This window comes from Bacillus cereus group sp. BfR-BA-01311 (assembly GCF_022664295.1).
GTDB lineage: Bacteria > Bacillota > Bacilli > Bacillales > Bacillaceae_G > Bacillus_A > Bacillus_A cereus.
Map to the genome: position 1 here is coordinate 782614 of NZ_JAKUHC010000001.1, position 26059 is coordinate 808672.

The window sequence follows — 26059 nt, forward strand, 5'->3', positions numbered from 1 at the left end:
ATTTTTTACCGACAGATTATGTCTAGAAATCACAAAATAACAAAAAAACACCTCCGCAAATTGACACACTTTCCTATTGGATATGCATTATACTAGTCTCAACTTGAAAAAAGAGGTGAATTGTTTGGTTGTTTACGCCGACGTTGTTTGGTTGTTAAACGCCTGCATTGATTTTCTTTTGCTTTTATTAACAGCTACCGTGTTAAAAAAGAAAATCAAAAGATGGAGGCTTGTGTTAGGGGCATTTATAGGTTCAACTATTGTTATTTTTGCCTTTACTCCTTTTGCTTCTATGATGACACATCCAATTATGAAACTACTGTACTCGTTACTTATTGTGTATACAGCATTTGGGTTTACGACATTTAGAAATTATGCACAAACTGTTTTTACTTTTTACTTTGTAACCTTTATGGTTGGCGGAGGATTAATTGGAACTCATTTCTTTTTGCAAACGAATGAAATGGTAAATGGATTGGTTCAATCTCAGTCAATTTCTTACGGTGATCCAATTAGTTGGTTATTTGTTATTTTTGGTTTTCCAGTAATTTATTATTTTTCTAAAAAGCGTATTGAAAGCGTAGAGGTCACGAAAATACACTATGATCAAATTGTGAAAGTAAAAATTCAATTAGCCGAAGAAGAACTAGAACTCGCAGGTCTTATTGACAGTGGGAACCAACTTTATGACCCATTAACAAAAACACCTGTTATGATTATGCATGTTTCATCATTAGAACATTGCTTACCATCTTGGTTAACAGAACAAATTTATTCCAAAACAGAAATTCCTCAAATACCAGAAAATGATTCTGGTTGGGCGACCAAATTACGCTTAATTCCTTTCCGTGCAGTAGGAGTAGAGAGTCAATTTTTGTGGGCAATTAAGCCTGACAGTGTGCAAGTTGACCATGAAGGTAGTTCTATTGTTGTAAACAAAGTATTAATTGGATTAAATACACAACAGCTGTCTACTAATGGGGAGTATCAATGTATTGTGCATCCAAAAATGTTGATTTCGCAAAAAATGGTGATTGCTTAATAAATGAGAGGCGGGATAATATGATGAAATTAAAATTTTATTTAGTATACCTTTGGTATAAAGTATTGCTGAAATTAGGAATTAAGACCGATGAAATTTATTATATTGGTGGAAGTGAAGCGTTGCCACCACCGTTAACAAAAGAAGAAGAGGAAGTTCTTTTGAATAAATTGCCAAAAGGAGATCAGGCAGCAAGGTCATTACTTATTGAACGTAACTTAAGGCTCGTTGTATATATAGCAAGAAAGTTTGAAAATACAGGGATAAATATTGAAGATTTGATTAGTATAGGAACAATCGGCCTTATTAAAGCGGTAAATACATTTAATCCAGAAAAGAAAATAAAATTAGCAACATATGCATCGCGTTGTATAGAAAATGAAATTTTAATGCATTTACGTCGAAATAACAAAAATCGTTCGGAAGTTTCTTTTGATGAACCACTAAACATTGATTGGGATGGGAATGAACTGTTATTGTCTGACGTGTTAGGTACAGATGATGATATTATTACAAAAGATTTAGAAGCTACTGTAGATCGTCACCTTTTAATGAAAGCATTACACCAATTAAATGATCGTGAAAAACAAATTATGGAACTTCGGTTTGGGCTTGCTGGAGGAGAGGAAAAGACGCAAAAAGATGTGGCTGATATGCTTGGGATTTCACAGTCATACATTTCGCGTTTAGAAAAAAGAATTATAAAAAGATTACGAAAAGAATTTAATAAAATGGTGTAAAGAATAAGACCAGCCGTTATGTAGGCTGGTCTTATTCTATTTAGTTGTATTAGGAAAGATAATTTAAATAATAAATCGTGAAAAAACCACATGCATAAAATCCCCTTCAAAGGAAATACTTTACACTGTACAGCAACTCCCGATAGGAGGGAACACTTTGACGAGAAACAAAGTAGAAATTTGCGGTGTTGATACAGCTAAACTTCCAGTATTAAAAAATGAAGAGATGCGTAAATTATTTCGTGAAATGCAAAGTGGAGAGATAAGCGCAAGAGAAAAATTAGTGAATGGAAACTTACGTCTTGTACTGAGCGTCATCCAAAGATTTAATAACAGAGGAGAATATGTTGACGATTTATTTCAAGTTGGTTGCATCGGACTTATGAAATCAATTGATAATTTTGATTTAGGCCAAAATGTAAAATTTTCAACGTATGCTGTGCCGATGATTATTGGGGAAATACGCAGATATTTGCGTGATAATAATCCGATTCGCGTATCGCGCTCATTGCGAGATATTGCGTATAAAGCTTTGCAAGTAAGAGAAAAATTGATTGCAGAAAATTCAAAAGAACCAACAGCAATGGATATTGCAAAAGTGCTAGAAGTAACTCATGAAGAGATAGTATTTGCTTTAGATGCGATTCAAGATCCAGTTTCATTATTTGAACCGATTTATAATGATGGGGGAGATCCTATCTTTGTTATGGATCAGTTAAGTGATGAAAAACAAAAGGACGAGCAGTGGGTTGAAGAATTAGCATTGAAAGAAGGAATGAAGCGTTTAAATGATAGAGAGAAAATGATTATTAGAAAACGTTTCTTCCAAGGAAAGACACAGATGGAAGTTGCAGAAGAAATTGGGATTTCCCAAGCGCAAGTATCACGTTTAGAGAAGTCAGCCATTAAACAAATGAATAAAACGATTCAAGGATAAGGTCTCACCAATTATGGTGAGACCTTTTTATATGTAATATGGTTTGTGCTCATAGTAGGGGATTAGTGTTCATATAATGAAACTAGCATGGTGTTTCGTATAGGTGGCTTCCTGTAAATATGAGAAACAGTTTCCAATTTGTCATATAAGGGAGAGGATAAAAATGGTGATACGAATTTCAGAGTTACAGATGAAGGATGTTATAAATATTTCAGATGGAAAAAGGATTGGGAATATTGGAGATATTGAAATTGATATGAACACAGGGAAAATTTGTTCTGTTATTATTTCCAAACAGACACGTATGCTGGGTATTTTTGGAAAAGATGTTGAGATTGTAATTCCTTGGAAGGAAATTGTGAAAATTGGGGAAGATGTCATACTTGTAAGAGTAAATCCTGTTAATTCTGTAACAGAATCAATACAAACACCGACAATTTCATAAAGAATATTACAAATTCCTCTTTTTTTTCTGTTAGGATTATGAAAAAATAAAAGTATGGTAAAATAGACAGGAAGTACCATGCTTTTTTCTGTTATTTTAATTAAAAGGAGCCGCTTTATTATGAGAGAACCATTTAAATATGTGGACGGTATACTGTATTTACAAGCGTGGAAAGAACTTGGAAACATTACTGCTGGATTTACGACAAAAGATGGTGGGATAAGTACGGGCTCCTTTCATGCGATGAATTTAGGATTACATGTGAATGATATCGTGGAGAACGTTCATGAAAACAGACGCATTTTAGCAAATAAGTTACAAAAACCATTAGAAAACTGGATTTGCTCTGAACAAGTTCATGCTCATCATGTTGAAAAAGTAGGGCAACAGGAAAAGGGAAGTGGTGTCTATTCATATGAGGACGGCATTTCAAAAACAGATGGCATTTATACGAGTAATGAAGATGTTCTGTTAACGTCTTGTTACGCGGATTGTGTTCCGCTCTATTTTTATGCACCATCACATGGTATGATAGGACTTGCGCATGCTGGATGGAAAGGCACTGTACAAGAGATTGCAAAGGAAATGATTCAAAAGTGGAATGCAGAAGGTATTTCAAGTGATGAAATTCATGTTGCAATTGGGCCGTCGATCGGATCTTGTTGTTATGTTGTGGATGATCGTGTATTAACAGCAGCACAGGAAGTAGTTAGCGGTGCTGTTCCTCATCAAAAAATTTCTGACGGGCAGTACGCAATTAATTTAAAAGAAATTAATCGTATATTATGTGTACAAGCAGGCATAAAAGAAGAGCATATTGTAATGTCATCTCTTTGTACAAGCTGTGAAGAGCAACTATTTTTCTCTCATCGTCGTGATCAAGGTAAGACAGGAAGAATGTTGAGTTTCATAGGTTTTAAGGAGGAAGGAAGCAAGTGACAGTACAAGAAAATTTAGTAATTGTAAATGAAGCTATTAAAGAATCTTGCGCTCGAGCTGGACGTTCGTTGCAAGATATTAAACTTGTTGCAGTTACAAAAACTGTAGGGATTGAAAAAACAAACGAAGTAATTGAAGCTGGAATTATCGATTTAGGTGAAAATAGAAATGAAGGTTTCTTACAGAAATACGAGCATTTCGGTTCAAAAGTTAATTGGCACTTTATTGGCTCATTACAAACGAGAAAAGTAAAAGAAATCATTAATGAAATTGATTATTTACATTCGTTAGATCGTCTTTCGCTGGCGAAAGAAATTCAGAAACGTGCTGATAAGAAAGTGAAATGCTTTATTCAAGTGAAAACTTCATCTGAAGAATCGAAGCAAGGATTGGCAATAGAAGAGGTTGTTTCTTTTATTCAAAGTTTGCAAGAATTCGATAAAATTGAAGTGGTTGGACTAATGACGATGGCTCCATTTACAGAAGAAGAGGAAGAAATCAGACGCTGTTTTAAGGAATTACGTATGCTGCAAACAGAGGTGCAGGAGCTAGAGTTATTACATGCGCCATGTAAAGAATTATCAATGGGAATGTCCAACGATTACACAATTGCAATTGAAGAAGGGGCTACATATATTCGTTTGGGAACGATTTTAGTAGGAAAAGCGTAAAAGGAAGGAGAATCTTATTATGAGTTGGTCAAAAGTAAAATACTTCTTTTTTGATACACCGGAAGAAAAAGAAGCAGCTCAATATGGTTATGAAAAGGAGCAAACAGACATGAAAAAGCAGCAAGATCCACCAGAACAACAAGACGTTACGTTTCCGAAAGCGCAACCGAAGCAAAATGTTGTGAGTATTGAAACAGCAAAACAATCTTCAAAAGTTGTTTTATTAGAACCACGCACATATTCGGAAGCACAAGGGATTGCGGACCACTTAAAAGGTAGACGAGCTGTTGTAATTAATTTGCAGAGAATGTCTACTGATCAAGCGGTACGTATCGTTGACTTTTTAAGTGGTACTGTATACGCTATAGGCGGGGACATTCAAAAAATAGGGCCGAAAACATTTATGTGTACACCTGAAAATGTAGATATTGTTGGTGCGATTTCAGAGTTATTCGGTGAAGAAGAAGAAACAAATATAAAGAGGTGGTAATACGCCATGACAACAGTTTTTATAGTGTTAAGTTATGCTATCGAGATTTACTCGTGGGCACTTATTATTTACATTCTCCTATCATGGTTTCCTGGTGCAAAGGAATCATCTTTTGGAGAGTTCCTGGCACGTATTTGTGAACCGTATTTAGAACCATTCCGCCGCTTTATTCCGCCGCTTGGAATGATTGATATTTCTCCAATCGTTGCGATCTTTGCGTTGAAACTTGCTAAAACTGGTTTGTTCAGTTTATTAAGCTATTTCTTATAGTAAGAAGGTAAATACATGAGCATCTACGAACATTTTAGGCCTGATGAGGAGGTCTTTGTGGATAAAGTGCTAGAGTGGAAGCGAGCGGCGGAGTACCATCAAGTGAAGTTAACGGATTTTCTTGATCCTAGGCAACAACAAATTGTTTCAATGGTAATAGGACAAGGTGATGTTGCTGTACAATTTGGTGGTGCAACGCCTAATGCAGAGCGTAAAAGAGCACTTATTTATCCAGACTATCTAGAATTAAATGAAGAAGAATTTCAAGTAGAAGTATTAGAAATTGACTATCCTTCCAAGTTTTATACGCTAGAACATAGGCAAATATTAGGTACATTTATGTCTCTTGGTTTAACAAGAGAAAAATGTGGTGATATTTTGCTGCAAGAAAATCGTGCCCAAATTGTAGTTGCGAAAGAAATTGTATCGTATATTGAGATGAACTTACAATCAATAGGGAAAGTAAAAGTCTCTTTAGCGTCAGTGCAAGGAGAACAAATTCTACAGATAGATGAAACGTGGGGAGAGAAATCTGGAACGGTTTCTTCACTTCGTTTAGATGTTATGTTAGCTGAAATGTTACATTTATCTAGACAGAAAGTACAACCTTTCATAAAAAATGGTTTAGTAAAAGTCAATTGGAAAACAGTGGAGCAAACTTCTTATGAATGCTATCCAGGAGATGTTTTTTCTGTTAGAGGATATGGCCGAAGTAAATTATTTTCTGTAGAAGGTAGAACAAAACGCGACAAATGGAGAATTTTGTATGGTATACTAAAATGATTGGTTTTTTAGAAGGAAATCCTCCTATTTTGTCGAAGAAAAGATATAATTGAAAGAGGAAATTTAGATAACTACTTGGAGGTGGCGTTGTGCCGTTAACACCATTAGATATTCATAACAAAGAATTTGGTCGCGGATTCCGTGGCTATGATGAAGATCAAGTAAATGAGTTTCTTGATCAAATTATCAAAGATTATGAATTGGTCATTCGTGAGAAAAAAGCTTTAGAAGAAAAAGTTGCGCAGTTAGAAGGGAAGTTAGATCATTTCTCTAATATTGAAGATACGTTAAACAAATCTATCGTCGTTGCACAAGAAGCAGCGGAAGAAGTAAAACGTAATGCGCAAAAAGAAGCGAAATTAATTGTGCGTGAAGCTGAAAAGAATGCTGATCGTATTATTAACGAAGCATTAGTAAAATCAAGAAAAGTTGCTTTTGATATTGAAGAGCTAAAGAAACAAGCGAAAGTATTCCGAACTCGTTTCCGTATGTTATTAGAAACACAGCTTGAGATGTTAAACAACGATGATTGGGATAAACTAATTGAATTAGAAGACGAAGTAGATGAACTGTTGAAAAAAGAAGAAACAGTGTAAGCTTGACGTTTTTCTCATTATTACATATAATTTTAAACAACATATTTATTAAGAAAAACGAAGATAGGGATAAGTACCTTTTCAAACCTTATATAGCGAACTGAGGATGGTGTAAGCTCAGGATAAGGAGATAGTGGGAATATCACCCTGGAGTTCCGCGCTGAACAAATAGAGTAAGCGTAGGCGTGTATTCGCGTTAAGAATATAAAGAGGATTCTATACATATGTATATGATCTACTAGGGTGGTACCGCGGGAGACTTTCTCGTCCCTTTTTGGGATGAGAAGGTCTCTTTTTTATTCCGTTTTTTAAGTGTTTCTTTTATACATGTAAGGAGGAATTGAGCATGGAGTACAAAAATACATTACTGATGCCAAAAACAGAGTTCCCAATGCGTGGGAATTTACCAAAACGTGAGCCTGCAATGCAAGAAAAATGGGCTGAAATGAATATTTACGAAAAAGTACAAGAACATACAAAAGGACGTCCTTTATTTGTATTGCATGATGGACCTCCATATGCGAATGGTGACATTCATATGGGACATGCATTAAATAAAGTATTAAAAGACTTTATTGTTCGTTATAAATCAATGACTGGTTTTAGTGCGCCATATGTTCCAGGATGGGATACGCACGGTTTACCAATTGAACAAGCTTTAACAAATAAAGGTGTAAAACGTAAAGAAATGACAGTTGCTGAGTTCCGTAAGTTATGTGCAGAGTATGCATATGAACAAGTAGAACGTCAACGTGAACAATTTAAGCGTCTAGGTGTACGTGCAGATTGGGATAATCCATATATTACTTTAGAGCCAGCTTATGAAGCACAACAAATTAAAGTGTTTGGTGACATGGCGAAAAAAGGTTATATCTATAAAGGTCAAAAACCAGTTTACTGGTCTCCAACGAGTGAATCTGCTTTAGCGGAAGCTGAAATTGAATATCAAGATAAAAAATCAGCATCTATTTACGTAGCATTCCCTGTAAAAGATGGAAAGAACGTATTAGAAGGTGATGAAAAGTACATCATTTGGACAACGACACCTTGGACATTACCTGCAAACTTAGGTATTTCTGTTCACCCAGAGCTTGAATATAGCATTGTAAAAGTAAACGATGAGAAATATATCATTGCTTCTGAGCTGTTTGAGACAGTTGCAAAAACGTTAGAGTGGGAAAATGCTGAAGTTGTGAAAACAGTAAAAGGTAGCGAACTTGAGTACACAGTTGCAAAACATCCATTCTACGATCGTGATTCATTAGTTATGCTAGGAGACCACGTAACAACAGATGCAGGTACAGGTTGTGTTCATACAGCACCAGGACACGGGGAAGATGACTTCGTTGTTGGTAAAAAGTATGGATTAGAAGTACTTTGCCCAGTCGATGATAAAGGTGTATTAACAAATGAGGCACCTGGATTTGAAGGCTTATTCTATGATAAAGCTAACAAACCAATTACAGAAAAATTAGAAGAAGTAGGCGCGTTACTGAAACTAACATTCATTACACATTCATACCCACATGATTGGAGAACGAAAAAACCAATTATTTTCCGTGCGACAGCACAGTGGTTTGCATCTATTGAAGCATTCCGTAAAGAATTAATAGAAGCTGTAGCAGAAACAAAATGGGTACCAGCATGGGGAGAAACTCGTCTTCATAATATGGTTCGTGACCGTGGTGACTGGTGTATTTCTCGTCAGCGTGCATGGGGTGTGCCAATTCCGGTATTCTATGCTGAGAATGGTGATCCAATTATTACGGATGAAACAATTAACCATGTAGCAGATTTATTCCGTGAACACGGTTCTAACGTATGGTTCGAGCGTGAAGCGAAAGATCTATTACCAGAAGGATTTACACATCCAGGTAGCCCAAATGGCGAATTCCGTAAAGAAACAGACATCATGGATGTATGGTTCGATTCAGGTTCTTCTCACCAAGCGGTATTAGAAGAGCGCGAAGATTTACAGCGTCCAGCTGATTTATATTTAGAAGGATCTGACCAGTATCGTGGTTGGTTTAACTCTTCATTATCAACAGCAGTTGCTGTAACAGGTAAAGCTCCATATAAAGGCGTACTAAGTCACGGTTTCGTACTAGATGGTGAAGGACGTAAGATGAGTAAGTCGATTGGAAACATCGTCGTACCGAAGAAAATTATGGATCAATTAGGCGGAGACATTTTACGCTTATGGGTATCTTCTGTTGACTATCAATCTGACGTACGTATTTCAGATGATATTTTAAAACAAGTAGCAGAAGTGTATCGTAAAATCCGTAACACATTCCGTTTCTTATTAGGAAACTTAGACGACTTTAAGCCAAGTGAAAATGCAGTAGCTGTAGCTGAACTTCGTGAAGTAGATCGTTACATGTTAGTGAAATTAAATGACTTAATTACAAAAGTTAAAGAAGCATATGAGACATACGACTTTGCTGCTGTGTATCATGCAATTCATAACTTCTGTACAATTGATTTAAGTTCATTCTATTTAGACTTTGCAAAAGACATTTTATATATTGAAGGTGCAAACCACGAAGATCGTCGTGCGATTCAAACTGTATTATATGATGTTCTTGTTGCGTTAACGAAACTTGTAACACCAATCTTACCGCATACAGCTGATGAAGTATGGCCATACATTCCAGGCGTAACAGAAGAAAGTGTACAATTAACTGATATGCCAGAAGCTGTACAATTAGATGACGCGGAAGCGTTAAAAACAAAATGGGATGCATTTATGACATTACGTGATGACGTGTTAAAAGCACTAGAAGTAGCTCGTAATGAAAAAGTAATCGGTAAGTCATTAAATGCAAGCATTACGCTATATCCAACTGCAGAAATGAAAGCTATGTTAGAGTCTATTAGTGAAGACTTAAAGCAATTATTCATCGTTTCTGAGTATAAACTTGGTGGTATGATGGATGAAGCGCCAGCAGATGCACCGAAGTATGAACATACAGCGGTTGTTGTTGCTCAAGCAACTGGTGAAACATGTGAACGTTGTTGGGTAGTTTCAGAAACAATTGGTAAAGATGCTGAACATGAAACATTATGTGAGCGTTGTGCAACAGTTGTTAAAGAAAACTATGTAAAATAATAAAAAAAGCTGACTGCTATTGATGCAGTCAGTTTTTTTGTTGATGGCATATCAAAATCACTTTCAGACTCTTTCCTGTGAAGGAAAAATGTGTGTGAGGTAAGCAAATAAATTTCGGACACACTAACTGTACATTACAGCTAGGAGGAATGTACACGTGAATGAAATTTACATGGAAATAAAAGAAGAATTGCAATTGATGAGAAAAGAGTTGCAAGAGAGACTAGCTAAAGAAGTAATGCACAAATATGATGTCGAGTTCAGCCAAGAGCTTGGATATGAAATTAAGGAAGAGATAAAGAAAAAATTGCTATTACATGATATAAAAGAGGATTTAAAGGATGTAGAACGCGCATTATTTAAAATGGAAATAGACATGTATGGTATTTGTGAAGAGACGGGGAGATTAATTTCGACAAAGCAAATGAAGACAATGCCGACTGCCCGTACGATTCATGAATTCTTTTATGAAAAGGTAAATGTATGAATACGCACAACGATATTATATTACCTTTTTTTAATTTATTTTATTCTTCTATAAAGGTTCATTGTGAAAAGGTAGCAGCTATGCTAAAATTTTGAGGTACACTGTCTTTGTGGGGGAAATGAAAATGATATATTATGTAATAGCGTTATTCGTCATTGCTATCGATCAAATATCGAAGTGGTTAATTGTAAAGAACATGGAATTGGGTACGAGTATTCCGATTATCGACAATGTATTATACATAACATCACATCGAAATAGAGGCGCTGCTTGGGGTATTTTAGAAAATAAAATGTGGTTCTTCTACATTATTACAGTTGTTTTTGTAGTGTTTATTGTATTTTATATGAAAAAGTATGCGAAAACAGACAAACTTCTAGGTATTTCGTTAGGCCTAATTTTGGGCGGGGCAATTGGTAACTTTATTGATCGTGTATTTAGACAAGAAGTAGTGGATTTCATTCACGTGTATATTTTCTCGTACAACTATCCAGTATTCAATATAGCTGATTCAGCATTATGTATTGGTGTTGTATTAATTATTATTCAAACATTATTAGAAGGCAAGAAAGCGAAGGAGTAATTGAATGAGTGAAGTAGTACAAGTAACAGTTGCAGCAGAGCAAAAAAATGAGCGAATTGATAAATTCGTTGCAGGGATAAATAACGAATGGTCACGTACGCAAGTGCAGCAATGGATTAAAGATGACGTTGTGACAGTAAACGGGAAAGTGGTAAAAGGGAATTATAAAGTAAAAGAAGAAGATGAAATTACAGTAACAATTCCTGAACCAGAAGAGTTAGATATTCAACCAGAGGATTTAAATTTAGAAATTTATTATGAAGATGCAGATGTGCTTGTTGTAAATAAGCCACGTGGTATGGTTGTACATCCAGCACCAGGGCATACAAGTGGTACACTTGTAAATGGCCTTATGCATCATTGTACAGACTTATCAGGCATTAACGGTGTAATGCGTCCAGGTATCGTGCATCGTATTGATAAAGATACATCTGGACTATTAATGGTTGCTAAAAATGATATGGCACATGAATCGCTTGTGAATCAGCTTGTAGCAAAAACAGTAACGAGACGTTACAAAGCGATTGTACACGGTGTGATTCCGCATGATAAGGGAACGATTGATGCTCCGATTGCTCGTGATAAGAAAGAGCGTCAAAGTATGACAGTTGATGAAAATGGTAAGAACGCTGTTACGCACTTCCAAGTGTTAGAACGCTTTAAAGACTTTACACTTGTAGAATGTCGCTTAGAAACGGGACGTACGCACCAAATTCGTGTTCATATGAAATATATTGGCTATCCACTTGCAGGAGATCCGAAGTATGGTCCGAAGAAAACGTTAGATATGAATGGACAAGCACTTCATGCGGGTATTTTAGGCTTTGATCATCCTCGTACGGGTGAATATATTCAGTTTGAGGCACCGATTCCAGAAGTGTTTGAAGACGCATTAAATATTTTACGAAAATAGTATTGACAAATCATAAGAAAATTGAGATACTGACAACAGTTAAATAATGATCCTTTAACACAGCCCCGTGAGGTTGAGAAGGTAACGGTTTGAAATACTTAGGGTATGTTGTACCCTTTTTTCAAAAGTCCTCTCGCACACGCTGAGAGGACTTTTTTTATACCATTACTCTCACGCAAGAAAAAAGCTTGGAGGTGTAGAGCATGCAAGAGAAAGCTGTCGTTTTAGATGACCAAATGATTCGCCGCGCTTTAACACGAATTAGTCATGAAATCGTGGAACGAAATAAAGGTGTCGATAATTGTGTTCTTGTCGGAATTAAAACTCGTGGAATTTTTATTGCACAACGTTTGGCAGAACGAATTGGTCAAATTGAAGGAAAAGAAATGGAAGTTGGAGAGTTAGACATTACGTTATATCGTGATGATTTAACACTACAATCGAAAAATAAAGAACCACTTGTAAAAGGTTCTGATATCCCTGTAGATATTACGAAGAAAAAAGTTATCCTTGTGGATGACGTATTATATACAGGAAGAACAGTTCGAGCAGCAATGGATGCTCTTATGGATTTAGGTAGACCATCTCAAATCCAATTGGCGGTTCTTGTTGATAGAGGTCATCGCGAATTACCAATTCGCGCTGATTATGTAGGGAAGAATATTCCAACATCAAGTGAAGAGCGTATCGAAGTTGATTTGCAAGAGACAGATCAACAAGATCGAGTAAGCATATACGATAAGTAAAGCCCTTTTAAATGTAGTCCTGTGAGGCTGCCAAAGGGTCTTGGCTTTCATATGTCAAATTTGGCATACGAAAGTGTAGGACTCTTTGTGCACAGGCACAAAGAGTTTTTTTATTGCAAAGATTTAAACTGAAGGAGGATGTAACAATGGAACAAAAGCCAGTGTTAGACGTTAATGAAGTACCGAAACCGGGAAAATGGTTATTTTTAAGTATACAACATTTGTTCGCGATGTTTGGATCAACAGTGCTTGTTCCGTTTTTAACAGGATTGAATCCATCAGTAGCATTAATATCAAGTGGATTAGGAACGTTAGCATTCCTTCTTATAACGAAAGGTCAAGTACCTGCTTATCTAGGATCATCATTCGCCTTTATCGCACCGATTATAACAGCGAAAACGGCAGGTGGACCGGGAGCGGCAATGCTTGGTGGTTTGCTAGCAGGACTTGTGTACATCTTAATCTCACTCGGAATTAAGAAATCAGGATCAGAGTGGATTATGAAATTACTACCACCAATCGTAGTTGGTCCAGTAGTAATGGTAATCGGTCTAGCTTTAGCACATACAGCAGTTAACATGGCGATGAACGGTGCGGATGGCAAATATAGCTTTACACACTTTTCAGTAGCGTTAGTAACATTAGCAATTACAATTATATGCTCGATATTTGGAAGAGGATTTTTCAGTATCATACCAGTGTTACTTGGCATTATCGGCGGATATATCTTCGCTTACTTCCAAGGGCTAGTAGACTTAAAGCCGGTAGCTGAGGCAAAATGGTTTGTTGTACCAGATTTCACAGTACCATTTGTAACATACACACCAGAGTTTTCATGGAAGATTGTACTCTTGATGGTACCAGTTGCACTAGTAACAATATCAGAACATATCGGACATCAAATTGTTCTTGGAAATGTTATTAAAAGAGATTTAATTGAAAAACCAGGTTTACACCGTTCAATCTTCGGTGACGGAGTAGCAACATTAATCGCGTCACTAATCGGTGGGCCACCGAATACAACGTATGGTGAAAACATCGGTGTGCTAGCAATTACGAGAGCATACAGTGTATACTTATTCATCGGTTCAGCAGTATTCGCAATCATGTTCGGATTTATCGGTAAGATTTCTGCACTGATTCATTCGATCCCAACACCAGTTATGGGTGGTGTATCAATCTTACTATTCGGTGTAATCGCATCAAGCGGATTACGCATGATGGTAGATGATAAAACAGATTTAAGTGACAAACGAAACTTAATGATTGCATCAGTAATATTAGTAATCGGTATTGGTGGAGCGGTACTTCACGTAGGAGAATCATTCCAAGTAGAAGGAATGGCACTAGCAGCAATTGTAGGTGTACTGTTAAATCTACTACTACCGGAAACGAAACAAATAAAACAATCTAAGCAGATTGCTTCATAATAATAACCTTTTAATTCAGTCCTGTGAGACCGGAAAGGGTGGCTTCTTTCTTGCACCCTAGTCTCACACGATTAGGGTATTTTTATGCAAAGGTTGTTATAAAAATTCAAAAGTGGTAACATAAAAATCAGAAAGATGAGGGATGACGATGAGCCATTTGTTAACGATGAGTGAATTATCGGAAGTAGAAATTTCAGAAATCCTAAAAGATGCAGAAGATTTTGCGAATGGAAAAGAGAGCAAAACGACAGAGCAAACTTTTGTTGCGAACTTGTTCTTTGAGAATAGTACGAGAACGAGATTTAGCTTTGAAGTTGCTGAGAAGAGATTAGGACTTGATGTTTTAAACTTTTCAGCTGATGCATCTAGCGTACAAAAAGGAGAAACTCTATACGATACGATAAGAACACTAGAATCAATCGGAACAAAAGCAGTGGTCATCCGCCACGAGCAAGATCGCTACTTCGATGAACTAAAAGATCAGGTGAATATTCCAATCTTAAATGCTGGAGATGGATGCGGAAACCACCCAACACAGTGCCTACTGGACCTTCTTACAATTAAACAAGAGTTTGGAAGATTTGAAGGTTTGAAGATTGCAATAGTAGGAGATGTTCGTCATAGCCGAGTAGCACGTTCTAATGCAGAAGCATTAACGAAGCTTGGTGCAACAATTTACTTTGCAAGTCCAGAAGAGTGGAAAGATGAAGACAACACATTTGGAACATACAAACCATTAGATGAACTTGTTCCAGAAGTTGATGTAATGATGTTACTCCGTGTACAACATGAGCGTCATGATCATTATGAAACAGACATTATGAAAGAATATCATGAGAAACACGGATTAACAGTAGAAAGAGAAAAGCGTATGAAAGAAGGAAGCATTATTATGCATCCAGCTCCTGTAAACCGTGATGTTGAAATTGCAAGTGAACTTGTTGAGTGTGAGCGTTCACGTATATTTAAACAAATGGAAAATGGAGTTTACGTAAGAATGGCTGTACTAAAACGCGCCTTACCAAATGTATTAGGAGGAATGAAACATGAATTATTTGTTTAAAAATGGTCGTTATATGAATGAAGAAGGAAAAATCGTAGCAACGGATCTTCTCGTACAAGACGGTAAAATCGCTAAGGTAGCAGAAAATATTACGGCAGATAATGCTGAAGTAATCGATGTGAACGGAAAGTTAATCGCACCTGGATTAGTAGATGTACACGTACATCTTCGTGAACCAGGTGGTGAACATAAAGAAACAATTGAAACAGGTACACTAGCAGCGGCAAAAGGTGGATTCACTACAATTTGCGCAATGCCAAATACACGCCCGGTACCAGATTGCAGAGAACATATGGAAGACTTGCAAAAACGTATTGAAGAAAAAGCTCATGTTAACGTACTACCATACGGAGCAATTACAGTACGTCAAGCTGGTTCTGAAATGACAGATTTCGAAACATTAAAAGAACTTGGAGCATTTGCTTTCACAGATGACGGCGTAGGCGTACAAGATGCGAGCATGATGTTAGCGGCTATGAAACGTGCAGCAAAATTAGATATGGCAGTAGTTGCGCACTGTGAAGAGAATACGCTTATTAATAAAGGTTGTGTACATGAAGGGAAGTTTTCTGAGAAACACGGATTAAACGGTATCCCATCAGTATGTGAATCTGTACATATTGCAAGGGATATACTGCTTGCTGAAGCAGCAGATTGCCACTATCACGTATGTCATGTAAGTACGAAAGGTTCTGTACGTGTAATCCGTGATGCGAAACGCGCTGGAATTAAAATAACAGCAGAAGTAACACCGCATCACCTAGTGTTATGTGAAGATGATATCCCATCAGCTGATCCTAACTTTAAAATGAACCCACCGCTTCGTGGAAAAGAAGACCATGCAGCATTAATTGAAGGTTTATTAGATGGAACGATCGATATGATCGCAACTGACCATGCACCGCATACAGCGGAAGAGAAAGCACAAGGAATTGAAAGAGCACCGTTTGGAATTACTGGTTTTGAAACAGCATTCCCGCTTCTATACACAAACCTTGTGAAAAAGGGAGTTATTACGCTAGAACAGTTAATTCAATTCTTAACAGAAAAGCCAGCTGATACATTCGGCTTAGAAGCAGGTCGCCTAAAAGAAGGTAGAGCAGCTGATATTACAATCATTGATTTAGAACAAGAAGAAGAGATTGACCCAACAACATTCTTATCAAAAGGAAAAAATACACCATTCGCAGGTTGGAAATGCCAAGGATGGCCGGTAATGACAATCGTTGGTGGTAAGATCGCATGGCAAAAGGAGAGTGCATTAGTATGAAAAGACAACTTATCTTAGAAGATGGAACAGTATTAATTGGAACAGGTTTCGGAGGCGAAATCGAAAAGTCAGGTGAGGTTGTATTTACAACAGGAATGACTGGATATCAAGAAACATTATCTGATCCATCATATTGCGGTCAAATCGTAACATTCACGTACCCATTAATCGGAAACTACGGCATTAACCGTGACGATTTTGAATCCATTCACCCATCTGTAAATGGTTTAATCGTAAACGAAATTTGTGATCACCCATCAAACTTCCGTAATGAAATTTCGTTAAATGATTACTTGAAAGAAAGAAATATCCCAGGATTAGCAGGGATTGATACGAGAAAATTAACGAGAAAAATTCGTCAATACGGTACATTACGTGGACGCCTTTGTAACATGGATGCAGATGTAGAGTACATTGTAAGCCAATTAAAAGCGACAGTATTTACAGATCATGTAAAACGCGTATCAACGAAAGATCCATACCCAAGCCCAGGTCGTGGTCACCGAGTTGTACTAGTAGACTTCGGTATGAAACATGGTATTTTACGAGAATTAAATAAGCGTGACTGTGATGTAATTGTAGTTCCTTACAACACAACAGCGGAAGAAATTTTACGCCTTAGCCCAGATGGAATTATGTTAAGTAATGGACCTGGAGATCCGAAAGATGTACCAGAAGCAATTGAAATGTTAAAAGACATTATCGGTAAAGTTCCTTTATTCGGAATTTGCCTAGGACATCAATTGTTCGCTCTAGCATCAGGTGCAAATACAAGTAAGTTGAAATTTGGTCACCGTGGTTTAAACCATCCAGTAAAAAATCTTGCAACTGGAAAAGTAGCAATTACATCTCAAAACCACGGATACGCAGTAGAAGAAGAATCAGTTGAAAATACAGATCTTGAAATTACACATGTTGCTTTAAACGATGGAACGGTAGAAGGTCTTCGTCATAAGAAGTTCCCGGCATTTACAGTACAATACCATCCAGAAGCTTCAGCGGGACCAGAAGATGCAAATGATTTATTCGAAGATTTCTTAACAATGATTGAAAACTTCAAGAAAGAAGGGGAAGAGTTATGCCAAAACGCCTAGACATTAACACAATTTTAGTAATCGGATCAGGACCAATTGTAATTGGGCAAGCAGCGGAGTTTGACTACTCTGGTACACAAGCTTGTCAATCTCTTAAAGAGGAAGGTTACAAAGTAATCCTTGTTAACTCTAACCCAGCAACAATTATGACGGATACTGCAACAGCAGATAAAGTATACATCGAGCCATTAACATTAGAATTCGTAAGCCGTATTATTCGTAAAGAACGTCCTGATGCAATCCTACCAACATTAGGTGGTCAAACAGGTTTAAACATGGCTGTTGAACTTGCAAAATCAGGCGTACTTGACGAGTGTGGAGTTGAAATTTTAGGAACAAAATTATCAGCAATCGAGCAAGCGGAAGATCGTGATTTATTCCGTACATTAATGCAAGATTTAAATGAACCAACACCACCAAGTGAAATTATTCATAACCTTGATGAAGCATATGGATTTGTAAACGAAATTGGTTACCCAGTAATCGTTCGACCAGCGTTCACATTAGGAGGAACGGGCGGCGGAATTTGTCATAACGAAGAAGAGCTAATTGAAATCGTAACAAGTGGTTTAAAACATAGCCCAGTAACACAATGTTTATTAGAGAAAAGTATTGCTGGCTGTAAAGAAATTGAATACGAAGTAATGCGTGATTCAAATGATAACGCGATTGTAGTGTGTAACATGGAAAATATCGATCCAGTTGGTGTTCATACAGGTGATTCAATCGTTGTAGCACCGAGCCAAACGCTAAGCGACCGTGAATACCAAATGTTACGTAACACGTCATTACGAATTATTCGTGCACTAGGAATTGAAGGTGGATGTAACGTTCAGCTTGCACTAGATCCATATAGCTTCCAATACTATGTAATCGAAGTAAATCCACGTGTAAGTCGTTCATCTGCACTAGCATCTAAAGCAACTGGATATCCAATTGCGAAATTAGCAGCAAAAATTGCAGTCGGCTTAACGTTAGATGAAATCGTAAACCCAGTAACACAAAAAACTTACGCTTGCTTCGAGCCAGCGTTAGACTATGTTGTTTCAAAAATTCCACGTTGGCCGTTTGATAAGTTTGAATCAGCGAACAGAACGCTTGGAACACAAATGAAAGCAACTGGTGAAGTTATGTCAATCGGACGTAACTTAGAAGAATCATTACTAAAAGCAGTTCGTTCTTTAGAGCTTGGCATTTATCACTTAGAATTAGACCACTTAAAAGAACTTGATAAAGAAACGATGAAAAAACGTATCATTAAAGCGGATGATGAACGACTGTTTATTGTAGCAGAAGCAATTCGCCAAGGTGTAACGAAAGAAGAAATCAATGAATGGTGTGAAATGGACTTCTTCTTCTTACAAAAAGTTGAAAACATCGTAAATATGGAACGTGAAGTAAAAGCGAATGTAGGAAATATGGAAGTACTACAAACTGCAAAAGAAATGGGCTTCAGCGATCACTACATTGCAGCAGCTTGGAACAAAACGGAGCGCGAAATTTACGATATGCGTAAAGAAAATAATATGATGCCAGTATTCAAAATGGTAGATACTTGTGCGGCAGAGTTTGAATCTGCAACGCCATATTACTACAGCACATATGCGGACGAAAATGAATCGATTGTAACAGATCGTAAGAGTGTAGTAGTTCTAGGATCTGGTCCGATCCGTATTGGTCAAGGTGTTGAGTTTGATTACGCAACAGTTCACTCAGTATGGGCAATTAAAGAAGCTGGATATGAAGCAATTATCATTAACAACAACCCAGAAACAGTTTCAACAGACTTCAGTATTTCTGACAAATTATACTTTGAACCATTAACGATTGAAGATGTAATGCATATTATCGATTTAGAAAAACCAGAAGGTGTTATCGTTCAGTTCGGTGGACAAACGGCAATTAACTTAGCAGCGAAACTAGAAGAACACGGTGTGAAAATTTTAGGAACATCACTTGAAGACTTAGACCGTGCAGAAGATCGTGATAAATTCGAAGCTGCTTTAACAAAACTTGGCATCCCGCAACCAGTTGGTAAAACAGCAACGACTGTAGAACAAGCGGTAGCAATCGCAGAAGAAATTGGTTACCCAGTATTAGTAAGACCATCTTACGTACTAGGTGGACGTGCGATGGAAATCGTATATCGTCAAGAAGAACTACTGCACTACATGAAAAATGCAGTTAAAGTTCATGCAGATCACCCAGTATTAATCGACCGTTACATGGTTGGTAAAGAAATTGAAGTAGATGCAATTTCCGATGGTGAGAATGTATTCATTCCAGGTATTATGGAACATATTGAACGCGCTGGAGTTCACTCTGGTGACTCAATTGGAGTATATCCACCACAAAGTTTATCTGAAAAACTAAAAGAACAAATCATTGAACATACAATTGCACTTGGAAAAGGATTAAACATTGTTGGATTACTAAATATCCAGTTTGTAGTATTCAAAGATCAAGTGTACGTAATTGAAGTAAATCCACGTGCAAGCCGTACAGTACCGTTCTTAAGTAAAATTACAGGCGTACCGATGGCGAATGTTGCAACGAAAGTTATTTTAGGGCAAGACCTAGTAGAGCAAGGATACGGAACTGGCTATCACCCAGAAGAGAAAGAAGTATATGTAAAAGCTCCGGTATTCTCATTCGCGAAACTACGCTCAGTTGATACAACATTAGGACCTGAAATGAAATCAACAGGGGAAGTAATGGGTAAAGACTTAACGCTTGAAAAAGCATTATATAAAGGGTTAGTTGCTTCTGGAATTAACATCCCAACGCACGGCTCAGTAATCATTACTGTAGCGGATAAAGATAAAGAAGAGGCGATGGAAATTGCAAAACGTTTCCACGAAATCGGCTATAACTTATTAGCAACAGCTGGAACAGCACAATCATTAGAAGAGCAAAATATCCCAGTACAAGTTGTAAACAAAATTGATTCTGAAGACTACAACTTACTAGATATTATCCGTCAAGGAAAAGCACAGTTTGTAATTAACACATTAACAAAAGGTAAACAACCAGCGCGTGATGGTTTCCGCATTCGCCGTGAATCAGTAGAAAATGGTGTGGCTTGCTTAACATCACTTGATACAACAAGAGCAATCTTACGAGTATTAGAATCTATGACATTCTCAGCTCATTCAATGAAAGAAATTACGCAAACAAAGCGTCACGAGGTGGTACATGCATGATGCAAAAGCAAAATATGATCGTCGTTAACCAAAAAGAAATCGCAAAAAATATTTACGAATTAGTGCTTCAAGGAACGTTAGTACAGCAAATGAACGAACCAGGGCAGTTTGTACACATTAAGGTAGCAGAGGGCATTGCGCCCCTTCTGCGCCGCCCAATTAGTATTTGTAATGTAGATCAAGAGAAGAACGAATTTACAATGCTATATCGTGCCGAAGGACAAGGGACAAAAACATTAGCAACTAGAAAACAAGGTGAAATGGTAGATGTACTAGGACCATTAGGACACGGTTTTCCTGTAGAAGAAGCAGAAGCTGGTCAAACAGCTTTACTAGTAGGTGGGGGAATTGGTGTACCACCACTTTATGAATTATCACAGCGCCTCGTTGCAAAAGGTGTACGTGTTATTCACATCTTAGGCTTTCAAACGAAAGATGTAGTTTTCTATGAAGAAAAATTTGCAGAACTTGGTGATACGTACGTTGCGACAGTAGACGGTACACACGGTACAAAAGGATTTGTCACAGATGTAATTGATAATTACGGAATTGACTTTGATATTCTTTATTCATGTGGTCCGCTAGCGATGCTTCGTGCATTAGAAGGACGTTACAAAGAGAAAAAAGCCTATATTTCATTAGAAGAACGTATGGGCTGTGGTATTGGAGCTTGTTTCGCATGTGTATGCCACTTACAAGAAGATCCAAGTGGACATTCTTACAAGAAGGTGTGTAGCGACGGACCAGTATTTCCAATCGGGGAGGTTGTACTATGAACAGATTGCAAGTTGAATTACCAGGATTATCATTAAAAAATCCAATTATACCGGCATCTGGATGCTTTGGGTTTGGTCGTGAATATGCACAGTTTTACGATTTAAGTGTACTAGGATCAATCATGATTAAAGCGACGACAGAACAACCACGTTATGGAAATCCAACGCCTCGTGTTGCTGAAACACCAGGGGGCATGCTAAATGCAATCGGACTTCAAAACCCGGGATTAGACAAAGTAATGAATTCGGAATTACCATGGTTAGAACAATTTGACCTTCCAATTATTGCAAACGTTGCAGGCTCACAAGCTGAGGATTACGTAGCGGTTGCGAAGGAAATTTCTAAAGCGCCTAATGTCCATGCACTAGAATTAAACATTTCTTGTCCGAACGTAAAAACAGGTGGTATCGCCTTTGGTACAAATCCTGAAATTGCTGCTGATTTAACGAAGCGAGTAAAAGAGGTTTCTGAAGTACCTGTATACGTGAAATTGTCACCGAACGTGGCAAACATAGTAGAAATTGCAAAAGCGATTGAAAATGCAGGTGCAGATGGTTTAACGATGATTAATACATTGCTTGGTATGCGTCTAGATTTAAAAACAGCTAAACCAATTTTAGCAAACCGTACAGGCGGATTATCAGGTCCTGCGATTAAGCCAGTAGCAATTCGCATGGTACATGAAGTAAGCCAAGCGGTTAACATTCCAATTATCGGAATGGGTGGTATTGAAACAGCTGAAGATGTAATTGAATTCTTCTATGCTGGCGCAAGCGCAGTTGCAGTAGGTACAGCGAACTTTATCGATCCGTTCGTATGTCCGACGATTATTGAAGAGTTACCAGCATTATTAGATGAATTAGGATTTGATCACATTTCGGAATGTCAAGGAAGGAGCTGGAAGCAAACATGTCACAGTCGTTAATCGTTGCACTAGATTTTCCAGGGAAACAAGAAGTAGAACAATTCTTACACCACTTTGAAGGGGAAGAGTTATTTGTCAAAGTAGGTATGGAGTTATTTTACAAAGAAGGCCCTGCGATTATTACGTACTTAAAAGAAAAAGGACATAAGATCTTCTTAGATTTAAAACTTCATGATATTCCGAATACAGTAAAAAGCGCTATGCGTAGCCTAGCTAGTCTAGATGTTGATATGGTAAATGTTCATGCTGCTGGGGGAAGCAGCATGATGAAAGCTGCGATTGAGGGATTAGAGGAAGGTAAGCAAGAAGGAAAAGAGAGACCGATTTGTATTGCAGTTACACAACTAACAAGCACTTCGGAAGCTATGATGAAAAAAGAGATCGGCATTGAGAAAACGTTAGAAGAAGCGGTTGCTCATTATGCAAAATTAACGAAAGAAAGTGGACTTGATGGCGTTGTTTGTTCAACACTTGAAGTTCCAAAATTACGTGAAGTATGCGGAAATGAATTTGTAACAGTAACACCGGGGATTCGTCTTGCAAGCGATGATGTAAATGACCAAGTGCGCGTAGCAACACCGAAACGTGCGAGGGAACTTGGCTCAAGCTACATCGTAGTTGGACGTAGTATTACAAAAGCAGAAAATCCGCTTGAAGCGTATAAAACAGTAAAACAACAGTGGGAAGGTGTAACAGTATGAAAAAAGAAATCGCATCGCATTTATTAGAAATTGGAGCAGTATTTTTACAACCGAATGATCCATTCACTTGGTCTTCAGGTATGAAATCACCAATTTATTGTGATAACCGTTTAACTTTATCTTATCCAAAAGTACGTCAAGCGATTGCAGCTGGATTAGAAGAGTTAATTAAAGAGCACTTCCCAACTGTAGAAATTATTGCAGGAACAGCAACTGCTGGTATTGCGCACGCTGCATGGGTAAGCGATCGTATGGATTTACCAATGTGCTACGTACGTAGTAAAGCAAAAGGTCACGGTAAAGGGAACCAAATCGAAGGAAAAGCTGAAAAAGGTCAAAAAGTCGTAGTAGTAGAAGACTTAATTTCAACTGGCGGTAGTGCAATTACATGTGTAGAAGCACTTCGCGAAGCTGGATGTGAAGTATTAGGAATCGTATCAATCTTCACATATGAGTTAGAAGCAGGAAAAGAAAAACTAGAAGCAGCTAACGTAGCATCATATTCTTTAAGTGATTACAGTGCATTAACTGAAGTTGCAGCAGAAAAAGGTATGATTGGACAAGCTGAAACGAAAAAATTACAAGAGTGGCGTAAAAATCCAGCTAACGAAGCTTGGATCACAGGGTAACATGAAAAAAACGACCGCGGGGGAACGCGGTCGTTTTTTGTATTATTGTTAAAACTTCATGTAAAGAACAGATAGTAGGAATATCGTACTTGAGTTGTGAGTTATCTCGATTTAACCATATCCCTTGCATCCCAGCTGCTGTACTACTAATCGCATCAGTCTCTAATCGATCGCCAATATAATAGCAATCTTTCATTTCAAGGTTCGATTGTAATACGGTTCTGTGAAAAATTTCAGGATCTGTTTCGATATACCAAGTTCACTAGAAGTAAATATATATTTGAAAAAAATCTATAATACCATTTCTTTCAGCAGCCTCATAATCAAGTAAAGTTCCATCAATATCAAAGAAAATCATATTACAATCTCCTTAACTACTTAGTGCTTTCTGCAAGCTTATATCCTTTTACAAACAATAGAGTCACATAAGAAACAATAAATGAGAAAATGCTATACATGCCGACCCAAAAGAAAAATTTTGGAGTAAAGGCGATAACACCTATTATTAAAAAACTAGCAAACGTTACAATCGGCATTACGTAATACGTTTTCGTCTTGCGCGTTCCAATAACAGAAACGATAAAGATAAGTAACGGACAAATTAATAAGACGAAAATCAATTCATTCATAGTTATGTCCCCTTTTCTAATTGCAGTAATCTGTTTCTCGTAAACGTTTTGAAAAAATTACTCTCCTAATATAATTTCGCTAAGGGATAACGAATCCCTGTTGAAAACCAGTAATTCATGATGAATTTTACAAGAAAAAACGTAAGCAAGAGAACACTTGCTTACGTTATAAAATAAACATCGCAAAGATAGTGGTGACAATTAAACCGATAACAACCGGTAAAAAGTTTCGGCGTGCCAGTTCAAATGGATCTACCTTGCAAATTGCAGCAGCAGGAATAAGCGCCCAAGGAATTAACGTCCCGCCCCCGGTCCATATAGCCGCAATTTGTCCGAGTGCTGTTAATGTAGCTGTTCCATGACCTAAAGCTGTTCCGAAAAGGTTTGCAATGGAACCAGCAAGCGATATACCGGAAAAACCAGATCCATCTAAGCCTGTTATGACACCAACGATAGTTAATGTTCCCGCTGATACGTATTGGTTTAAAGGGACCGTTTGAGATAAGGCAATCCCTAAGTCGTTAATGATTCCATGTGAACCTTTCGGTAAATAGTCTCCGATAATTTTCACAAAGCCGCTATCTCCTAAATAAAAGAGTGCAGCAATTGGAATAACTGGACCAAAGATTTTAAATCCAAATTGGAGCCCTTCTATAAAATAATCGGTTGTTTTATTTAGTCCATTACCTTTGTAGGCGATGAGTGAAATGATGATAATCATAATAACAGTCGTTCCGCCGATAAGTGCAGTTGCGTCGCTTCCTTGTAGTTGAAATTGAATCATGCAAAGGATATCAATGATATATACGATAGGGATACAAATAGCGAGCCATTTCTTTGTGCGAGGAGATAATGAAGTGAGCGTTTTAGAAGACTCAGTTGATAGAATAGATTCTTGTATAGCTAAGCCTGTATGAAACTCTTTTCGTAAGAAGAAAAAAGCGACGGAAGTTGTCACAACGCCCATAACGATAACGAGTGGAACACTTGCAGATACGACGCTGGAAACAGGGAGACCAGCAGCGTCTGCGGTTAATTTTGGTGCGCCTTGTATAACGAAGTCGCCGGATAAAGCAATCCCATGACCGAATAAGTTCATAGCAATTGCTACTCCAATTGGAGGAAGACCGACACGTACAGCAACCGGTAATAAAATAGCTCCCATTAAGGCGACAGCGGGAGAAGGCCAAAAGAAGAAAGAAATTGTCATCATCAAAAGGCCAATAATCCAGTAGGCGAGGGTAGGGGTACGGATCATCTTTGTAAATGGTGAAATCATCGTATCATTTATACCGGTATGAACGAGTAGGTTACTCATCGATACAATAATAGAAATGATTAATATAGTTGGTAATAGCTCAGTAATGGCGTAAATAAAACTTTGAAAAATGCCGCTAACGGCAAGAGGGATAGAACTTGTAGCAGTTAATGCTAATAAAAAGATAAAAACGATACAAATAATTGTAGTATCTTTCCGGAGAATAAAAAAGGTAATAATAGTGAGTAAACAAATAACATAGAGAGCGTGTAATAGCGTTAATTCAACTCCCATAACATTCACATCCTTAGGCAATCGTGTAGTTT

26 protein-coding genes, 1 pseudogene and 1 other annotated feature are annotated in these 26059 nt (G+C 37.5%); of the genes and pseudogenes, 24 read left to right on the forward strand and 3 right to left on the reverse strand.

Annotated elements, in window-relative coordinates:
• The first annotated feature begins 124 nt into the window (after nucleotides 1-124).
• The 24 genes from spoIIGA (at nucleotide 125) to pyrE (ending at nucleotide 23846) form a co-directional block, all read left to right on the forward strand.
• Entirely contained in the window at nucleotides 125-1042 is a 918-nt protein-coding gene (gene spoIIGA / locus MR136_RS04245) for a sigma-E processing peptidase SpoIIGA (protein ID WP_000261975.1), read from the forward strand.
• 20 nt (nucleotides 1043-1062) lie between these two features.
• The gene (gene sigE / locus MR136_RS04250) at nucleotides 1063-1782 is read left to right on the forward strand and encodes an RNA polymerase sporulation sigma factor SigE (protein WP_000976948.1); all 720 of its coding nucleotides are present in this window, start codon (nucleotides 1063-1065) and stop codon (nucleotides 1780-1782) included.
• A 157-nt stretch (nucleotides 1783-1939) separates the two neighbouring features.
• A complete protein-coding gene (sigG, locus tag MR136_RS04255) occupies nucleotides 1940-2719 on the forward strand; it encodes an RNA polymerase sporulation sigma factor SigG (protein WP_000197755.1) in 780 nt (259 codons plus the stop codon).
• A 163-nt stretch (nucleotides 2720-2882) separates the two neighbouring features.
• Nucleotides 2883-3164, forward strand: coding sequence for a YlmC/YmxH family sporulation protein (locus MR136_RS04260; RefSeq protein WP_000236745.1), 282 nt, complete (start codon nucleotides 2883-2885; stop codon nucleotides 3162-3164).
• 120 nt (nucleotides 3165-3284) lie between these two features.
• On the forward strand, nucleotides 3285-4103 hold the full coding sequence (gene pgeF / locus MR136_RS04265; protein WP_001209008.1) for a peptidoglycan editing factor PgeF: 819 nt from the start codon (nucleotides 3285-3287) through the stop codon (nucleotides 4101-4103).
• Nucleotides 4100-4774, forward strand: a complete 675-nt coding sequence (locus tag MR136_RS04270; RefSeq protein WP_000218005.1) for a YggS family pyridoxal phosphate-dependent enzyme — start codon at nucleotides 4100-4102, stop codon at nucleotides 4772-4774. The genes pgeF and MR136_RS04270 overlap by 4 nt, the downstream gene beginning before the upstream one ends.
• Before the next feature lie 19 nt (nucleotides 4775-4793).
• Nucleotides 4794-5264 carry a cell division protein SepF gene (locus MR136_RS04275; protein WP_000119129.1) on the forward strand — a complete coding sequence of 157 codons (471 nt, stop codon included), beginning with the start codon at nucleotides 4794-4796 and terminating at the stop codon, nucleotides 5262-5264.
• 6 nt (nucleotides 5265-5270) lie between these two features.
• Complete coding sequence (locus tag MR136_RS04280) at nucleotides 5271-5534, forward strand: YggT family protein (protein WP_000214233.1); 264 nt, start codon at nucleotides 5271-5273, stop codon at nucleotides 5532-5534.
• 15 nt (nucleotides 5535-5549) lie between these two features.
• Nucleotides 5550-6317: a YlmH family RNA-binding protein gene (locus MR136_RS04285; RefSeq protein WP_002164454.1), complete on the forward strand. Its 768-nt coding sequence runs from the start codon at nucleotides 5550-5552 to the stop codon at nucleotides 6315-6317.
• Nucleotides 6318-6406: 89 nt separating this feature from the next.
• Nucleotides 6407-6913: a septum site-determining protein DivIVA gene (divIVA, locus tag MR136_RS04290; protein WP_001131611.1), complete on the forward strand. Its 507-nt coding sequence runs from the start codon at nucleotides 6407-6409 to the stop codon at nucleotides 6911-6913.
• A 51-nt stretch (nucleotides 6914-6964) separates the two neighbouring features.
• Nucleotides 6965-7188, forward strand: a binding site (T-box leader).
• Between the two features lie 71 nt (nucleotides 7189-7259).
• Nucleotides 7260-10025, forward strand: coding sequence for an isoleucine--tRNA ligase (gene ileS2, locus MR136_RS04295; protein WP_000455951.1), 2766 nt, complete (start codon nucleotides 7260-7262; stop codon nucleotides 10023-10025).
• A gap of 157 nt (nucleotides 10026-10182) precedes the next feature.
• Nucleotides 10183-10512, forward strand: a complete 330-nt coding sequence (locus tag MR136_RS04300) for a TraR/DksA C4-type zinc finger protein (RefSeq protein ID WP_001002956.1) — start codon at nucleotides 10183-10185, stop codon at nucleotides 10510-10512.
• 124 nt (nucleotides 10513-10636) lie between these two features.
• A complete protein-coding gene (gene lspA, locus MR136_RS04305) occupies nucleotides 10637-11095 on the forward strand; it encodes a lipoprotein signal peptidase LspA (RefSeq protein ID WP_000642180.1) in 459 nt (152 codons plus the stop codon).
• Nucleotides 11096-11099: 4 nt separating this feature from the next.
• Nucleotides 11100-12008 (forward strand): RluA family pseudouridine synthase, encoded by a 909-nt coding sequence (locus MR136_RS04310; RefSeq protein ID WP_017672853.1) that lies wholly within the window; start codon nucleotides 11100-11102, stop codon nucleotides 12006-12008.
• Nucleotides 12009-12211: 203 nt separating this feature from the next.
• Nucleotides 12212-12754 (forward strand): bifunctional pyrimidine operon transcriptional regulator/uracil phosphoribosyltransferase, encoded by a 543-nt coding sequence (gene pyrR / locus MR136_RS04315; protein WP_001156491.1) that lies wholly within the window; start codon nucleotides 12212-12214, stop codon nucleotides 12752-12754.
• A gap of 146 nt (nucleotides 12755-12900) precedes the next feature.
• The gene (uraA, locus tag MR136_RS04320; protein WP_000435928.1) at nucleotides 12901-14184 is read left to right on the forward strand and encodes a uracil permease; all 1284 of its coding nucleotides are present in this window, start codon (nucleotides 12901-12903) and stop codon (nucleotides 14182-14184) included.
• Nucleotides 14185-14332: 148 nt separating this feature from the next.
• The gene (pyrB, locus tag MR136_RS04325) at nucleotides 14333-15247 is read left to right on the forward strand and encodes an aspartate carbamoyltransferase (RefSeq protein ID WP_000018849.1); all 915 of its coding nucleotides are present in this window, start codon (nucleotides 14333-14335) and stop codon (nucleotides 15245-15247) included.
• Nucleotides 15231-16517, forward strand: a complete 1287-nt coding sequence (gene pyrC, locus MR136_RS04330) for a dihydroorotase (RefSeq protein ID WP_017672854.1) — start codon at nucleotides 15231-15233, stop codon at nucleotides 16515-16517. The genes pyrB and pyrC overlap by 17 nt, the downstream gene beginning before the upstream one ends.
• The gene (locus tag MR136_RS04335) at nucleotides 16514-17611 is read left to right on the forward strand and encodes a carbamoyl phosphate synthase small subunit (RefSeq protein WP_000828680.1); all 1098 of its coding nucleotides are present in this window, start codon (nucleotides 16514-16516) and stop codon (nucleotides 17609-17611) included. The genes pyrC and MR136_RS04335 overlap by 4 nt, the downstream gene beginning before the upstream one ends.
• Nucleotides 17596-20814 carry a carbamoyl-phosphate synthase large subunit gene (gene carB, locus MR136_RS04340; protein WP_001126101.1) on the forward strand — a complete coding sequence of 1073 codons (3219 nt, stop codon included), beginning with the start codon at nucleotides 17596-17598 and terminating at the stop codon, nucleotides 20812-20814. Before MR136_RS04335 ends, carB begins: the two co-directional genes overlap by 16 nt.
• Nucleotides 20811-21590, forward strand: a complete 780-nt coding sequence (pyrK, locus tag MR136_RS04345; protein ID WP_000983359.1) for a dihydroorotate oxidase B electron transfer subunit — start codon at nucleotides 20811-20813, stop codon at nucleotides 21588-21590. The genes carB and pyrK overlap by 4 nt, the downstream gene beginning before the upstream one ends.
• Nucleotides 21587-22516, forward strand: a complete 930-nt coding sequence (gene pyrD / locus MR136_RS04350) for a dihydroorotate oxidase B catalytic subunit (protein WP_001081049.1) — start codon at nucleotides 21587-21589, stop codon at nucleotides 22514-22516. The genes pyrK and pyrD overlap by 4 nt, the downstream gene beginning before the upstream one ends.
• Nucleotides 22501-23217, forward strand: a complete 717-nt coding sequence (gene pyrF, locus MR136_RS04355) for an orotidine-5'-phosphate decarboxylase (RefSeq protein WP_000083510.1) — start codon at nucleotides 22501-22503, stop codon at nucleotides 23215-23217. The genes pyrD and pyrF overlap by 16 nt, the downstream gene beginning before the upstream one ends.
• Nucleotides 23214-23846 (forward strand): orotate phosphoribosyltransferase, encoded by a 633-nt coding sequence (gene pyrE, locus MR136_RS04360; RefSeq protein ID WP_061457661.1) that lies wholly within the window; start codon nucleotides 23214-23216, stop codon nucleotides 23844-23846. Before pyrF ends, pyrE begins: the two co-directional genes overlap by 4 nt.
• Here pyrE and MR136_RS04365 read toward each other — a convergent pair.
• The 3 genes and pseudogenes from MR136_RS04365 to MR136_RS04375 form a co-directional block, all read right to left on the reverse strand.
• Nucleotides 23836-24134: pseudogene (locus tag MR136_RS04365) on the reverse strand (HAD family hydrolase); the annotation flags it as partial. The gene pyrE and the pseudogene MR136_RS04365 sit on opposite strands and share 11 nt — an antisense overlap.
• A gap of 86 nt (nucleotides 24135-24220) precedes the next feature.
• On the reverse strand, nucleotides 24221-24475 hold the full coding sequence (locus MR136_RS04370; protein WP_001003935.1) for a YbeF family protein: 255 nt from the start codon (nucleotides 24473-24475) through the stop codon (nucleotides 24221-24223).
• Between the two features lie 166 nt (nucleotides 24476-24641).
• Nucleotides 24642-26027 (reverse strand): hypothetical protein, encoded by a 1386-nt coding sequence (locus MR136_RS04375; protein WP_017672855.1) that lies wholly within the window; start codon nucleotides 26025-26027, stop codon nucleotides 24642-24644.
• Between the last annotated feature and the right edge of the window lie 32 nt (nucleotides 26028-26059).